This is a genomic window from Pantoea sp. Cy-640, assembly GCF_011752635.1.
Lineage (GTDB): Bacteria > Pseudomonadota > Gammaproteobacteria > Enterobacterales > Enterobacteriaceae > Pantoea > Pantoea dispersa.
On record NZ_VWXB01000001.1, the window covers coordinates 980060 to 993849 of the forward strand.

The 13790-nt window shown below is 58.0% G+C and carries 12 protein-coding genes; 6 read left to right on the forward strand and 6 right to left on the reverse strand.

Going from position 1 to position 13790, the window contains the following annotated elements:
* Nucleotides 1-116 precede the first annotated feature (116 nt).
* Complete coding sequence (locus F3J36_RS04895; RefSeq protein WP_166719046.1) at nucleotides 117-758, reverse strand: tellurite resistance TerB family protein; 642 nt, start codon at nucleotides 756-758, stop codon at nucleotides 117-119.
* A gap of 161 nt (nucleotides 759-919) precedes the next feature.
* On the opposite strand from F3J36_RS04895, the gene purT reads away from it, so the two are divergent.
* The gene (gene purT / locus F3J36_RS04900; protein WP_031280195.1) at nucleotides 920-2098 is read left to right on the forward strand and encodes a formate-dependent phosphoribosylglycinamide formyltransferase; all 1179 of its coding nucleotides are present in this window, start codon (nucleotides 920-922) and stop codon (nucleotides 2096-2098) included.
* A gap of 85 nt (nucleotides 2099-2183) precedes the next feature.
* On the opposite strand, the gene F3J36_RS04905 is transcribed toward purT, so the two are convergent.
* Complete coding sequence (locus F3J36_RS04905) at nucleotides 2184-2831, reverse strand: bifunctional 4-hydroxy-2-oxoglutarate aldolase/2-dehydro-3-deoxy-phosphogluconate aldolase (RefSeq protein ID WP_166719047.1); 648 nt, start codon at nucleotides 2829-2831, stop codon at nucleotides 2184-2186.
* 280 nt (nucleotides 2832-3111) lie between these two features.
* Nucleotides 3112-4587, reverse strand: coding sequence for a glucose-6-phosphate dehydrogenase (gene zwf, locus F3J36_RS04910; RefSeq protein ID WP_021509979.1), 1476 nt, complete (start codon nucleotides 4585-4587; stop codon nucleotides 3112-3114).
* A 373-nt stretch (nucleotides 4588-4960) separates the two neighbouring features.
* On the opposite strand from zwf, the gene F3J36_RS04915 reads away from it, so the two are divergent.
* The 3 genes from F3J36_RS04915 to F3J36_RS04925 all read left to right on the forward strand — a co-directional run bounded on the left by F3J36_RS04915 (nucleotide 4961) and on the right by F3J36_RS04925 (nucleotide 8708).
* Nucleotides 4961-5830: a MurR/RpiR family transcriptional regulator gene (locus F3J36_RS04915; RefSeq protein WP_166719048.1), complete on the forward strand. Its 870-nt coding sequence runs from the start codon at nucleotides 4961-4963 to the stop codon at nucleotides 5828-5830.
* Nucleotides 5831-5937: 107 nt separating this feature from the next.
* Nucleotides 5938-7380, forward strand: a complete 1443-nt coding sequence (gene pyk, locus F3J36_RS04920; RefSeq protein WP_166719049.1) for a pyruvate kinase — start codon at nucleotides 5938-5940, stop codon at nucleotides 7378-7380.
* Nucleotides 7381-7472: 92 nt separating this feature from the next.
* Nucleotides 7473-8708: an MFS transporter gene (locus tag F3J36_RS04925; protein ID WP_166719050.1), complete on the forward strand. Its 1236-nt coding sequence runs from the start codon at nucleotides 7473-7475 to the stop codon at nucleotides 8706-8708.
* Nucleotides 8709-8752: 44 nt separating this feature from the next.
* Here F3J36_RS04925 and lpxM read toward each other — a convergent pair whose 3' ends face one another.
* From lpxM to znuA, 3 genes are all read right to left on the reverse strand, one after another.
* A complete protein-coding gene (gene lpxM, locus F3J36_RS04930; protein WP_058757512.1) occupies nucleotides 8753-9727 on the reverse strand; it encodes a lauroyl-Kdo(2)-lipid IV(A) myristoyltransferase in 975 nt (324 codons plus the stop codon).
* A gap of 127 nt (nucleotides 9728-9854) precedes the next feature.
* A complete protein-coding gene (gene mepM / locus F3J36_RS04935; protein ID WP_031280193.1) occupies nucleotides 9855-11183 on the reverse strand; it encodes a murein DD-endopeptidase MepM in 1329 nt (442 codons plus the stop codon).
* 14 nt (nucleotides 11184-11197) lie between these two features.
* Nucleotides 11198-12169: a zinc ABC transporter substrate-binding protein ZnuA gene (gene znuA / locus F3J36_RS04940; RefSeq protein WP_058757511.1), complete on the reverse strand. Its 972-nt coding sequence runs from the start codon at nucleotides 12167-12169 to the stop codon at nucleotides 11198-11200.
* A gap of 77 nt (nucleotides 12170-12246) precedes the next feature.
* Between znuA and znuC the strand changes: the two genes are divergently transcribed.
* Complete coding sequence (gene znuC / locus F3J36_RS04945) at nucleotides 12247-13002, forward strand: zinc ABC transporter ATP-binding protein ZnuC (RefSeq protein WP_058774752.1); 756 nt, start codon at nucleotides 12247-12249, stop codon at nucleotides 13000-13002.
* Nucleotides 12999-13784, forward strand: a complete 786-nt coding sequence (gene znuB, locus F3J36_RS04950) for a zinc ABC transporter permease subunit ZnuB (RefSeq protein ID WP_166719051.1) — start codon at nucleotides 12999-13001, stop codon at nucleotides 13782-13784. The genes znuC and znuB overlap by 4 nt, the downstream gene beginning before the upstream one ends.
* Nucleotides 13785-13790 lie beyond the last annotated feature (6 nt).

Here is a 13790-nt window from a genome sequence, read left to right on the forward strand (position 1 = left end):
AGAGTTTCTCCCTGAAAGACGACATCCTGCAAGCGTGGCACTTCTGGCAGAGGAAGCCAAGCCGGAAACGCACGCGAAGTGTAACCGGAGGCCGCCGAAACCGCCTCCGGCGTGACTCAGGCCGCTTTTTCCGCCGCGATGTCGCGCTGAATACCGTCGCGCACGTCCTGCGGGATTTTCAGCGCATCACCGAGCGCGGAGAGGTAACTGCGTTCCATGAAATGATCGACATCGATCGCCGCACAGCTAAGGAAATAGAGCTCCAGCGCTTCCTCTTCGTTTTTCACGTCGGCGGCCAGCCACTGCGGATCGAGCGGACGGTTCATTGCCTGCTGAATCAGCGCTTCCGCCTGCGCCCCGTAACCGGCCTGATGGATATTCTGCTCGATGGCCGTGCGCTCGCGATCGTCAATGTGCCCGTCGCTTTTTGCAGCAAACACCAGCGCGGTAACCAGTCGCTCCGCGCGCTGGTCGAGCGGCGTCTGCAGCTGGCCAAACGCAGGCTCATCCTGATGGGTTTCCCGCACGCGCTGCTTGTATTTATTCCACAGCACCGCGCCTGCCGCCGCCCCGCCGCCGACCAGCAGCGCGGTGCCGCCGTATTGGGTTAACAGCTTGCGCGACGATTTGCTGGCAACCAGTAAACCCGCCAGGCCACCCAGCGCGCCGGGGGCCAGCATATCGCTCAGGCCGCCTGATTTGCCGTCACCGCCCTTCTTTGCCAGAACCGATTGAATTTGCTGCAGCCAGTTACTCATCGTTTAACTCCTGTTTAAGTTTCCGCTCACTATGCTGCCGCACGCTGTGTCAGTTAACGTCAGAGCCGGCAAAGTATGGCAAAGCCGGACGTGCGCAATGCGTGAGTACGCAAACGTTTTCGTTTATACTGCGCGCGCAATTAGACTGCTAAGGTGAAATTATGACGACTCTCGGAACCGCGCTGCGTCCTGCCGCAACGCGTGTCATGCTGTTAGGTTCAGGTGAATTGGGCAAAGAGGTGGCGCTGGAGTGTCAGCGTCTCGGGGTGGAAGTGATCGCCGTCGATCGTTATGCCGATGCCCCGGCGATGCACGTTGCGCATCGCAGCCACGTCATTAACATGCTGGACGGTGACGCACTGGCGGCGCTGATTGCGCAGGAGCAGCCCCACTTTGTGGTGCCGGAAATTGAAGCCATCGCCACCGAAAAACTGCTGGAGCTGGAAGCGCAGGGGCAAAAAGTGGTGCCGACGGCCCGTGCTGCACGTCTGACCATGAACCGCGAAGGCATTCGCCGTCTGGCGGCAGAAGAGCTGGCGTTACCGACCTCAACCTATCAGTTTGCGGATAGCAAAGCGCGTTTCGTCGCGGCCGCGCACGAGATCGGTTTTCCCTGCATCGTGAAACCGGTAATGAGCTCCTCCGGTAAAGGCCAGAGCTTCATTCGCGAAGCCAGCCAGCTGGATCACGCCTGGGATTATGCGCAGCAAGGCGGACGCGCAGGCGCGGGCCGGGTGATCGTCGAGGGCGTCGTGAAGTTCGATTTTGAAATCACCCTGCTGACCATCAGCGCGGTTGACGGCATCCACTTCTGCGCGCCAATTGGCCATCGTCAGGAAGACGGTGATTATCGTGAATCCTGGCAGCCACAGCAGATGAGCGAACTGGCCCTGCAGCGCGCGCAGGACATCGCCGCTAACGTGGTGAAAGCGCTCGGCGGTTACGGCCTGTTTGGCGTGGAGCTGTTTGTGTGCGGCGACGAGGTGGTGTTCAGCGAAGTCTCTCCGCGTCCGCACGATACCGGTATGGTGACGCTGATTTCGCAGGATCTCTCTGAGTTCGCGCTGCACGTGCGCGCCTTCCTCGGCCTGCCGATTGGCGGCATTCGCCAGTATGGACCGGCAGCGTCGGCGGTGATCCTGCCTCAGCTCGATAGCCACAACGTGCAGTTTGTGAATGTGGAAGCCGCACTTGGCGCCGGTTTGCAGCTGCGCCTGTTTGGTAAGCCGGAAATCGCGGGGCAGCGCCGTCTGGGTGTCGCGCTGGCGACCGGTGACAGCACCGATGATGCCGTGGCCCGCGCCATTGCCAGCGCCGCAGCCGTGCAGGTTCAGGGCTGATTGACCGGGTGGTGACGCAGCGCCATCACCACCTGCAAAAATTGACCGCTGCCGCGTTGCAGTTACGCGGCAGCGCTATTCGCGATCAGTGGGGTGAAGCCGCACCTGCCACTGCCTCACGCGCCAGCTGCGTAATGCGATCCCAGTCGCCGCTCTCCAGCGCATCGTTTGGCACCAGCCACGAACCGCCGATACACAGCACGCTTTTCAGCGCCAGATAGTCACGATAGTTGGCCGGTGAAATGCCGCCGGTCGGGCAAAAACGCACCTGCGGGAATGGACCACCAATCGCCGCCAGCGCTTTGACGCCACCGTTAGCCTCTGCCGGGAAGAACTTGAACTCGCGCAAACCATAATCCATGCCGACCATCAGTTCCGACACGGTGCTGATGCCTGGAATCAGCGGCACCGGACCTTCCACCGCCGCCTTGAGCAGTGGCTCAGTGAGCCCCGGGCTAATGACAAACTGCGCACCGGCGTCGGTCACTTCTTTCAGCTGCTGGGTATTGATCACCGTGCCGGCACCCACAATCGCTTCCGGAACTTCTTTGATCATTGCCCGCAGCGCATCCATCGCCACCGGCGTGCGCAGCGTCACTTCCAGCACGCGTACGCCACCTGCGACCAGCGCTTTGGCCATCGGCACCGCATGTTCCAGCTTGTTGATGACAATCACCGGCACAACCGGGCCGGTAGTCAGGATCTGTTCCGCACTCGTTTTCCAGTTCTTCATTACGTTTCCTCAGGAGAGACAGCTCAACGCGCGTTCACGCTGTCAGAAAGAGAGCCCTACCATACAAGATCGGCCGGACGGACGTCTATTGGATATCATCAATTTTTGAAACCGCGGTTCATTTTCGAATGATTGCCTGGTGCGCATCATTCCGCATCCGTCTGCAGAGTCGCCATTCATGGCGACCATGGCTAAACCCTTGCTGGCTTAAAACAAAACGCCCCTGGCAAAGAGCGCAGGGGCGTTATCATAAACTTCTCAGTCAGCGATGCAGGAGCGGTTATTCAAACTCGTTCCATGAACGGCCGTCGCGGGTGATCATCGCTACCGACGCCACCGGGCCCCAGGTGCCGGCCTGATACGGTTTGGAGGCGTCGCCATCCGCATTCCACGCTTCAATAATCGAATCGACATAGGTCCACGCCGCTTCAACTTCATCGCGGCGCACAAACAGTGCCTGAATGCCGCGCATGGTTTCCAGCAGCAGACGCTCGTAGGCATCCGCCAGATGCGACTGATTGAAGGTTTCGGAGTAGCTCAGATCCAGCTTGGTGGTCTGCAGCTTGTGCTTGTGATCGAGACCCGGCACCTTGTTGAGGATCTCAATATCCACGCCCTCATCCGGCTGCAGACGAATCGTCAGCTTGTTCTGCGGCAGCTCGGCGTAAGAGTCCTTAAACAGGTTCATTTCCGGGTTTTTGAAGTACACCACCACTTCTGAGCACTTGGTCGGCAGACGCTTACCGGTGCGCAGGTAGAAAGGCACGCCCGCCCAGCGCCAGTTATCGATATCCACGCGGATGGCGACGAAGGTTTCGGTGCTGCTCTGCTTGTTAGCTCCCTCTTCTTCCAGGTAGCCCGGCACTTTTTTGCCCTGCACAAAACCGGCAGTGTACTGACCGCGTACGGTTTTCTCGCGCACGTTGGTCTGGTCGATGCGGCGCAGCGAGCGCAGCACTTTCACCTTCTCATCACGAATCGCGTCAGCACTGAGATCGGACGGCGGCGACATGGCGATCATGGTCAGGATCTGCAACAGGTGGTTCTGGATCATGTCACGCATCTGGCCGGCTTTGTCGAAGTAACCCCAGCGGCCTTCGATACCCACCTCTTCCGCCACGGTAATCTGCACGTGGTCAATGGTGCGGTTGTCCCAGTTATTGACGAAAATCGAGTTGGCAAAACGCAGTGCCAGCAGGTTGAGCACCGTCTCTTTACCAAGATAATGGTCGATACGGAACACCTGGCTTTCATCGAAGAATTTACCGACGCTGTCGTTGATCTCCTGCGAGGTCTCCAGCGAGGTGCCGAGCGGCTTCTCCATCACCACGCGTGCCGGTTTGGCGTTGAGTTTAGCGGCGCCCAGTCCTTCACAGATGGCGCCAAAGGTGCTCGGCGGCATGGCAAAGTAGTTGATGGTGACGCGGTTTTTCTGATCCAGCATCTTGCCCAGTTTCGAGAAGTGCGAGGTGTCGTTAACGTCGAGGTTGCAGAAGTCGAGACGGCCGCTGAGTTTGTCCCACAGCGCTTCGTCAATCTTCTCCTTCATGAAGGTTTCCAGCGCTTCACGCACCACTTTGGTGTAGGCCTCTTTGTCCCACTCCGCGCGACCCACGCCAATAATGCGCGTGGTATCGTGAATCTGACCGGCTTTCTCCAGCTGATACAGTGAAGGCAACAGTTTCCGGCGTGCAAGATCGCCTTTGGCACCGAAAATCACCAGATCGCATGCCTGGGCTGTTTGTGTTACCGCCATTTTCCTCTCCTCGTTGCAGGATATACCCGGCCTGAGCGTCCTCATCCTGCCGGGTCCTTATTGTAATTTTCTTACAGCACAATGTACTTTTTTCACCGCGCCAGGACAACCCGGCTGCGGTCGGTTACAGGTGATAATCCTGCACCGCCGGGGCGCATTTAACGTGTTGCGAAGTGCGCTAACGCGCCTTTTTCTGTTTCGATGTTTGTCGGGCGAAAACCCGGCAGCGATCAAAGTATGACAAAAAAAGCGCGGTTACATTTGTCCGCCGCTGCGTACGTCAGGCTATTACACGGTATATTCCGCATAATTGGCAGCGATTTCACGCACGGGTGAACGCAAAAAAGTGATTGATGGTCATCGGGTTAACAACATGCTGGATCAAATACAGGCGCAGCTGGCCGCGCTGAGCAAATCAGAACGCAAAGTGGCAGAACAGATTCTGGCCGCGCCGCAGCAGGCGATACACTCGAGCATTGCCACGCTGGCACAGGCGGCGCAGGTCAGCGAACCGACGGTGAACCGCTTCTGTCACCGCATGGGCACACGCGGCTTTCCCGATTTCAAGCTGCAGCTGGCACAGAGTCTGGCTAAAGGACCGAGCTGGGTCAGTCGCGATGTCGAAGAAAATGACAGCGTAGAACGCTACAGCCACAAGATTTTTGATTCCGCGCTGGCGGGACTCAGCCGCGTGCGTCAGCAGCTGGATATGCAAGTGGTGGCTCAGGCTGTGCAGGCATTGTCACAGGCGCATAAAGTGGCCTTCTTTGGTCTTGGCGCCTCGGCGGTAGTGGCGCATGATGCCACCAATAAATTTCTGCGTTTCAATCTGCCGGTCATCTGGTCCGAGGATATTGTGATCCAGCGCATGAGTTGCATAAATAGTGGACCAAATGACGTGTTTGTTCTGATATCGCATACTGGCCGCACCAAAAATATGATAGAACTGGCTCGCCTGGCGCGTGTAAACGCTTCCACCGTGCTGGCTATCACCTCGCCCGGATCGCCGCTGGCAGATGAAGCCACGCTGGCGCTGACGCTGGATGTACCGGAAGATACCGACATCTATCTGCCGATGGTTTCCCGCCTGGCGCAGCTCACCGTGGTTGACGTGCTGGCAACCGGTTTTACCCTGGAGCGCGGTACCGCTTTCCGCGAGAATCTCAAACGGGTAAAAGAGGCACTAAAAGCATCGCGCCTTGAAAAGCCGGCACCGGAATCACGTGCACAGCAAAATAATTAACATCACATTCACAATGTGAGTCGAATCACAGCCCCTCGATCATATAGAATGAGTGACCATTGCGTGTCACTTGTGATCGACACGATACTTTGTCAACGGAGTCCTTCATGTCCAGACGTCTCAGAAGAACCAAGATCGTTACAACCCTCGGCCCCGCCACCGATCGCGACAACAACCTCGAAAAAATCATCGCGGCGGGCGTTAACGTTGTGCGACTCAATTTCTCCCACGGCACCCCGGAAGATCATCAACTGCGCGCCGATAAAGTGCGGCAGATTGCGGCCAAACTCGGTCGCCACGTCGCCATTCTTGGCGATCTGCAAGGCCCTAAAATTCGCGTATCAACCTTCAAAGAAGGCAAAGTTTTCCTTAATGTCGGTGACCGCTTCCTGCTGGATGCCAACCTGAGCAAAGGCGAAGGCGACAAAGAGAAAGTCGGTATCGACTATAAAGGCCTGCCGGAAGATGTGGTTCCGGGCGATATCCTGCTGCTGGACGACGGTCGTGTGCAGCTGAAGGTGCTGGAAGTTCAGGGTGTAAAAGTGTTCACCGAAGTGACTGTCGGCGGCCCGCTCTCCAACAATAAAGGCATCAACAAGCTCGGCGGCGGCCTGTCGGCTGAAGCGCTGACCGAAAAAGATAAGCTGGATATCATTACCGCGGCGAAAATTGGCGTCGACTATCTGGCGGTCTCCTTCCCGCGTAACGGCGAAGACATGAACTACGCGCGCCGTCTGGCACGCGATGCCGGCTGCGATGCCAAACTGGTGGCAAAAGTGGAGCGCGCCGAAGCGGTGGCAACGCAGGAAGCGATGGATGACATCATCCTCGCCTCCGACGTGGTGATGGTGGCGCGTGGCGATCTCGGCGTGGAAATTGGCGATCCGGAGCTGGTGGGCATTCAGAAAGCATTGATTCGTCGTGCACGTCAGCTGAATCGCACCATCATTACGGCTACCCAGATGATGGAGTCGATGATCACTAATCCAATGCCGACCCGTGCGGAAGTGATGGATGTGGCAAACGCCGTGCTGGACGGCACCGATGCGGTGATGCTGTCGGCGGAAACGGCGGCCGGTCAGTATCCGGCGGAAACCGTGTCGGCAATGGCGAAGGTGTGTCTCGGCGCGGAAAAAATTCCAAGCGTGAACGTTTCCAAACACCGCCTGGACGTGCAGTTCGACAATATCGAAGAAGCGATTGCCATGTCGGCGATGTACGCCGCTAACCATTTGCAGGGCGTGTCGGCCATCATTACCATGACCGAATCTGGCCGTACCGCACTGATGACGTCACGCATCACTTCGGGTCTGCCGATCTTCGCAATGTCACGTCATGAACGTACCCTGAACCTGACCGCGCTGTACCGTGGCGTGACGCCGGTGTTCTTTGACAGCAACAACGATGGTGTCGCCGCCGCGCACGATGCGGTTAATCTGCTGCGCGACAAAGGGTTCCTCGTCTCCGGCGATCTGGTGATTGTCACCCAGGGCGACGTGATGGCGACCACCGGCACCACCAACACCAGCCGTGTCCTGCGCGTAGACTGAGTTTTACGCACCTCCTGACAGCGGCTGTAACAACATGGACAAACGCGACTGCCTGGCAGTCGCGTTTTATTTTTCACTGACAAGGAGGCCAGATGGCCCGCTGTCAACCCATCAGTCAACTCACCGGGCGTGTGCTGCTGTTTCCGCTCGCGCTGGTGCTGTTTGAGTTCGCGACCTACATCGCCCATGACATGATTCAGCCTGGCATGCTGCTGGTCACCGCCGAGTTTAACGTCGGCCCGGAATGGGTATCCACCTCACTCACTGCCTATCTGATGGGCGGCGTGGTGCTGCAGTGGCTGCTCGGTCCGCTGTCGGATAAATATGGCCGACGTCCGGTGTTGCTGTTCGGCATTCTGTTCTTTGCCGCCGCCTGTGTTCTCACCACCTGGGTGAGCAACATCGAGCAGTTCGTTACGCTGCGTTTTATCCAGGGCATCAGCCTGTGCTTCATTGGCGCAGTAAGCTATGCCGCAGTGCAGGAGGCGTTTGACGAAGCGTTAGCTGTGCGCATGATGGCGCTGATGGCTAACGTGGCGCTGCTGGCACCGCTGGCGGGTCCGCTGGCCGGTGCCGCCTGGCTAACGGTGGGCGAATGGCGCAGCATGTTCTGGCTGTTTGCGATTTGCAGCCTGCTGGCGTTTGTGGTGCTGTGGCGCATCATGCCGGAAACCGCCGGCGATCGCAGCCACTCCATTGCGTTACCGAACCTGGCGCGCGGCTACGGACGGCTGGCACGCGATAAGCAGGTGATGTACGGCTCCTTCGCCATCGGCCTGGTGTTCATCCCGATTCTTACCTGGGTGGCGCTGTCGCCGGTGATTCTGATGCATGAAGAGGGCTTATCCCGCCTGCAGTATGCATTGCTGCAATTACCGGTGTTTCTGGCGATGATCGCCGGTAACCTGACGCTGGGTAAACTGGCGGGACGCGTGGCCATCGAGCAACCGGTAAAATTTGCCGCCTGGCCGATTCTGCTCGGCCTGAGCATCGCGCTGGTGGCGAACCTGCTCAACAGCCACAGTTACCTGCTGCTCACCGCCGGCCTTAGCCTGTATGCGTTTGGTGCCGGGATGGTCAACGCCGGGCTGTACCGGTTGACGCTCTATTCCAGCAGCGAAGGTAAAGGCAGCATCGCCGCCATGCTGGGGATGATCAGCATTCTGACGCTGGCGGCAGCGATTGAAGTGGCAAAAAGCGGTTATTTCAGCGGCGGTACGCCGTGGTTCAGCGCGATCAACTTCGTCGCCGGCGTGTTGTGGTTTGGCCTGGTGACGCTGTTCCTGCGCGAGCGCAAGCGGCGCAGTCGCCTGACAAGCGTTGAATGAGTGATGACGAACCGTGCCGGGCGGCACGGTTCAGCACGCGTTAGCTATTTACGCGGGTACAAATCCTTACGCGCGTAAGGCTCAATATCCCCTTCTTTGCGCGTCTTCAGCAGTTTGAGAATCCACGTATACTGCTCCGGATGCGGGCGCACGAAGATTTCCACCTCTTCGTTCATGCGCCGCGCCAGCGTGGTGTCATCGGCATCCAGCAAATCGTCCATCGGCGGGCGCACATAAATCTCCAGTTTGTGCGTCGCGCTGTTATACACCGGGAACAGCGGCACGACGCGCGCGCGGCATACTTTCATCAGACGCCCGACCGCCGGCAATGTCGCTTTATAGGTAGCAAAGAAATCGACAAACTCGCTGTGCTCAGCACCGTGGTCCTGATCCGGCAGATAGTAGCCGTAATACCCCTGACGCACCGAGGCGATAAACGGTTTGATGCCGTCGTTGCGCGCGTGCATGCGGCCGCCGAAACGGCGACGAACGGTGTTCCAGATATAATCCATCAGCGGATCGCTTTGATTATGGAACATCGCCGCCATCATCTGGCCTTCCGAAGCCAGCAGCATCGCCGGAATATCCACGCCCCAGCCGTGCGGCACGAGGAAAATCACGTTCTCATGATTCTCCTGCAGCGCCGTGATGATCTCGCGGCCGTGCCACTCAACGCGCTGGCGCACGCGTTCAGGATTACGCATCCCCAGCTCGGCCATCATCACCATCGCCTGCGGTGCGGTGGCAAACATACGATCAGCAATCTCTTCGCGCTGCGCTTCGCTGAGCTCCGGCAGGCAATAGTAGAGATTAATCAGCGCACGGCGGCGCGCACTTTTCGCCAGCTTGCCGGCAAACTTACCCAGCCCGCCCAGCACCGGATCGCGCACCCTGGCCGGCAGCATCGCCATACCGGCCAGCGCACCAATCGCCAGCCAGCTGCCCCAGTATTTCGGCTTTAAAAAAGAACGTTGAAAAACGGGAATAAACTCACTGTTATTTTTTTTTCGGGTTTCCATGCACTCGCCTCTGACAATGACGGCTCAATAATAGTGACGGCAGGTAATTTTGCAATCTTCACCGGCCAGATAGCAAAAAACCGACGAAGAATCCGTCGGTTTTTGCGCGTTTGCCCGGAAATTAACGTTATTTCAGCGTCAGCTGTGGCAGATAACTCTTCACCTGCGCCAGATAGGTGCTGCGATCTTTGCCGGTCAGCCCTTCCATGCGCGGCAGCTTCGCCGTCAGCGGGTTGACCGCCTGGTTGTTGATCCACACTTCATAATGCAGATGCGGTCCGGTGGAGCGACCGGTGTTACCGGAAAGCGCGATGCGATCGCCGCGTTTCACTTTCTGTCCCGGTTTCACCAGCGCTTTGCTCAGGTGCATGTAGCGGGTCATGTACTGGCGACCGTGACGGATCGCGACGTAGTTACCGGCGGCTCCGCCGTTTTTCGCGATCACCACTTCGCCATCGCCGACGGCCAGTACAGGCGTACCAATTGGCAGCGCAAAATCGACGCCTTTGTGCGGCGCAATGCGCCCGGTCACCGGATTGAGGCGGCGCGGATTGAAGTTTGACGAGACGCGGTACTGTTTCACCGTCGGGAAGCGCATGAAGCCTCGCGCAAGACCGGAGCCGTTGCGGTCGTAGAACTTGCCGTCTTCCGCGCGGAATGCGTAGTAATCTTTACCGCCGGTGCGCAGGCGCACGCCGAGCAGCTGGCTCTGCGCACTCTTGCCGTCCAGCATCTCACGCGACATCAGTACGCTAAAGTCATCGCCGGCGCGCAGTTTGCGGAAATCCATCTGCCACTGCATGGCTTTAATCACGCTGCTGGTTTCGGCGCTGGTCAGGCCGGCGCGCTGGGCGCTGGCGGCAAAACTGCCGCGCACTTCGCCTTTCAGGACGCTGTTCTGCCATTCACCCTTCTGCATCTCCTGCTGCATCTTAAAGCTGCCGTTCGGCTGACGCGCATAGGTGCGGGTTTCACGCCGATCGATCTCCCAGGTGAAGTCCTGCAGCGCGCCATCGGCATCCAGCGTCCAGCTCAGCTGCTGTCCCACGCGCAGATTACGCAAACTCTTATCGCTGCTGACCAGCGCGTTGATGTCACCGAGATCGATACCGTACTGATTAAGCGCGCTGCTCAGCGTATCGCCCGAGGAAACGGTGTAGTCATGCTGATCGGGATTGACCGGCACGTCTTTGTCGATGTCATCCGACGGGATCTCGTCTTCCGGTTCCGCCGTGGTTTGATCGATCGGTTCACTGGCTTCCGGCAGCAGCGTGCGCAGCTCGTTTTTGTCCAGCGTGATGTCTTTCACGATGGGCGCAACATCGCGGGGATGATAGACGTAAGGCCGCCAGACAGCGACGGCCAGTGTAACAACGGTGAGTGACCCCAGCATAACGCGGTGGGGGCGCGGCAAATTATTAAATGCGAGGGCGACAGAGCGGGCTATCTGCTGCACTTTTACCTATTCCTCTATGCTCCATTCAGGCAGCTCGCATACTGGCTTGACAGCTGTGAGAGGAATTTCACGTAGCTGTCTTTGGTTAAGCTGATTCCCATGCCTAACGGGTCGAGGGTGCCTTTACGCACGCTGGTTCCGCGAGACACGGCATCGATGACCGCCGGCCTGAATTGTGGTTCAGCAAAAACACAGACTGCTTTCTGCTCAACCAACTGTGTTCGTATTTGATGTAAACGCTGGGCGCCCGGCTGGATCTCAGGATTGACGGTAAAATGACCTAATGGTGATAAACCGTAATGTTTCTCAAAGTAGCTGTAAGCGTCGTGAAAAACGAAATAACCCTTGTTCCGTACCGGCGCGAGTTGTGCGCCAATCCGTTTGTCTGTGTCCGCCAATTGTGCCTCAAACTGCTGCAGGTTGGCGTCAAGTTTGGCTTTGCTTTGCGGCATAAGTTCCAATAATTTTCCGTGGATTGCAACAGCAGATTGTTTCGCAATCTCCGGCGACATCCACAGGTGCATATTAAACTCGCCGTGGTGATGATGAGTATGAGACGGGTCCTGGTTCTCAGAATTGTCTGAGTCATGGTCGTGATCGTGACCGTGCTCATGTTCGTCCTCATCTTCACCGCCGCTAATCAATAGCGGTTTTACGCCAGGCAAGGCGGCAATTTCGAGGTTTTTACTGGCCGGTAACTCCCCGGCGGACTTCGTCAGAAAGGCTTCCATTTCCGGACCGGTCCATACCACTAAGTCAGCGTTTTTAATACGTTTTACATCGGATGGCCGTAAGGCGTAATCGTGCTCTGAGGCACCGTCCGGCAGCAATACTTCAACCGGCGTAATGCCATCGGCAATGGCGGCTGCGATAAATCCGAGAGGCTTAATTGAAGCCACCACCGCAGACTGCGCGGAAAACGTGGTGGCGAGGCTTAATGTCGCCGCAGAAAGGGTAAAAGCCAGGCGCTTTTTATTGTGTAACATAATGCGTCATTCCATCGTGACCAGGTGATGGAATGTGATATTATAACATTCGAAATCCAATGCAACCCGTAAATATCATGTCGTCACTTGTTACACTCGAAAACATTTCGGTGAAGTTTGGCCAGCGCGCGGTGCTGGCAGGCATCAGCCTGTCGCTGCAGCCGGGCAAAATTCTCACCCTGCTGGGTCCCAACGGAGCCGGCAAGTCCACGCTGGTGCGCACGGTACTCGGCCTGCTCACGCCAGACAGCGGCAGCGTCCGCCGCGCGCCGGGGCTGCGTATTGGCTATGTGCCGCAAAAGCTGCACATCGATCCGACGCTGCCGATCAGCGTTGAGCGCTTTATGCGTCTGACGCGCGGCAGTCGCCGTGATGATATTTTGCCGGCGCTGAAGCGGGTTCAGGCCGGCCATCTGTTGCAGTCACCGCTGCAAAAACTGTCTGGTGGCGAAACGCAGCGCGTGCTGCTGGCGCGCGCCCTGCTCAACCAGCCGCAGCTGCTGGTACTGGACGAACCGACGCAGGGCGTGGATGTGAACGGCCAGGTGGCGCTCTACGATTTGATCGATCAACTGCGACGCGAGCTCAACTGCGGCGTGCTGATGGTGTCGCACGACCTGCATCTGGTGATGGCAAAGACCGACGAAGTGCTGTGCCTCAACCATCACATCTGCTGTTCCGGCACGCCGGAAGCCGTCTCGCAGCATCCGGAATTTATCGCCATGTTTGGTCCGCGCGGCGCACAGCAGTTGGCGATCTACCGCCATCACCATAATCACCGTCACGATTTACAGGGACGCATTGTTCTGCGCAAAGGAAACGGCCCGTCATGATTGAACTGTTATTACCCGGCTGGCTGGGCGGCGTATTGCTGGCCCTGGCGGCCGGTCCGCTCGGCTCTTTTGTCGTCTGGCGCCGCATGTCCTATTTTGGCGATACTCTCGCTCACGCCTCTCTGCTCGGCGTGGCGTTTGGTCTGCTGCTCAACGTGAATCCCTATTATGCGGTGATTCTGGTCACCGTCTGCCTGGCGCTCGGGCTGGTGTGGCTGGAGCGACGCCCGCATCTGGCGATCGACACGCTGTTAGGGATTATGGCGCACAGCGCGCTTTCGCTGGGTCTGGTGGTGGTCAGTCTGATGCAGGGCGTGCGCGTTGATTTAATGGCCTACCTGTTTGGCGATTTGCTGGCGATCACCCCGGATGATTTGTCGCTGATGGCGGGCGGCGTAGCAATCGTGCTGGTGGTGATGGCGTGGCAATGGCGTTCGCTGCTGTCGATGACCATCAGTCCGGAGCTGGCGCAGGTAGACGGCGTAAACATTCAGCGTACCCGCCTGATGCTGATGCTGGTAACCGCGCTGACCATTGGTGTGGCGATGAAATTTGTTGGCGCGCTGATCATTACTTCACTGCTGATCATTCCGGCCGCCACGGCACGACGCTTCTCGCGTTCGCCAGAACAGATGGCCGGCTTTGCGGTGCTCATCGGCATCATTGCCGTCACCGGTGGCCTGACCTTATCTGCCAGCTACGACACCCCGGCCGGTCCGTCGGTGGTGCTGTGTGCTGCGGTACTGTTCATTATCAGCATGGCAAAAAAACCGGCGGCGTGACGCCGG

Bases quoted from the DNA above. Each gene is read 5' to 3' on its own strand.
- F3J36_RS04895 (WP_166719046.1), bottom strand. From the start codon at position 758: ATGAGTAACTGGCTGCAGCAAATTCAATCGGTTCTGGCAAAGAAGGGC.
- purT (WP_031280195.1), top strand. From the start codon at position 920: ATGACGACTCTCGGAACCGCGCTGCGTCCTGCCGCAACGCGTGTCATG.
- F3J36_RS04905 (WP_166719047.1), bottom strand. From the start codon at position 2,831: ATGAAGAACTGGAAAACGAGTGCGGAACAGATCCTGACTACCGGCCCG.
- zwf (WP_021509979.1), bottom strand. From the start codon at position 4,587: ATGGCGGTAACACAAACAGCCCAGGCATGCGATCTGGTGATTTTCGGT.
- F3J36_RS04915 (WP_166719048.1), top strand. From the start codon at position 4,961: ATGCTGGATCAAATACAGGCGCAGCTGGCCGCGCTGAGCAAATCAGAA.
- pyk (WP_166719049.1), top strand. From the start codon at position 5,938: ATGTCCAGACGTCTCAGAAGAACCAAGATCGTTACAACCCTCGGCCCC.
- F3J36_RS04925 (WP_166719050.1), top strand. From the start codon at position 7,473: ATGGCCCGCTGTCAACCCATCAGTCAACTCACCGGGCGTGTGCTGCTG.
- lpxM (WP_058757512.1), bottom strand. From the start codon at position 9,727: ATGGAAACCCGAAAAAAAAATAACAGTGAGTTTATTCCCGTTTTTCAA.
- znuA (WP_058757511.1), bottom strand. From the start codon at position 12,169: ATGTTACACAATAAAAAGCGCCTGGCTTTTACCCTTTCTGCGGCGACA.
- znuC (WP_058774752.1), top strand. From the start codon at position 12,247: ATGTCGTCACTTGTTACACTCGAAAACATTTCGGTGAAGTTTGGCCAG.
- znuB (WP_166719051.1), top strand. From the start codon at position 12,999: ATGATTGAACTGTTATTACCCGGCTGGCTGGGCGGCGTATTGCTGGCC.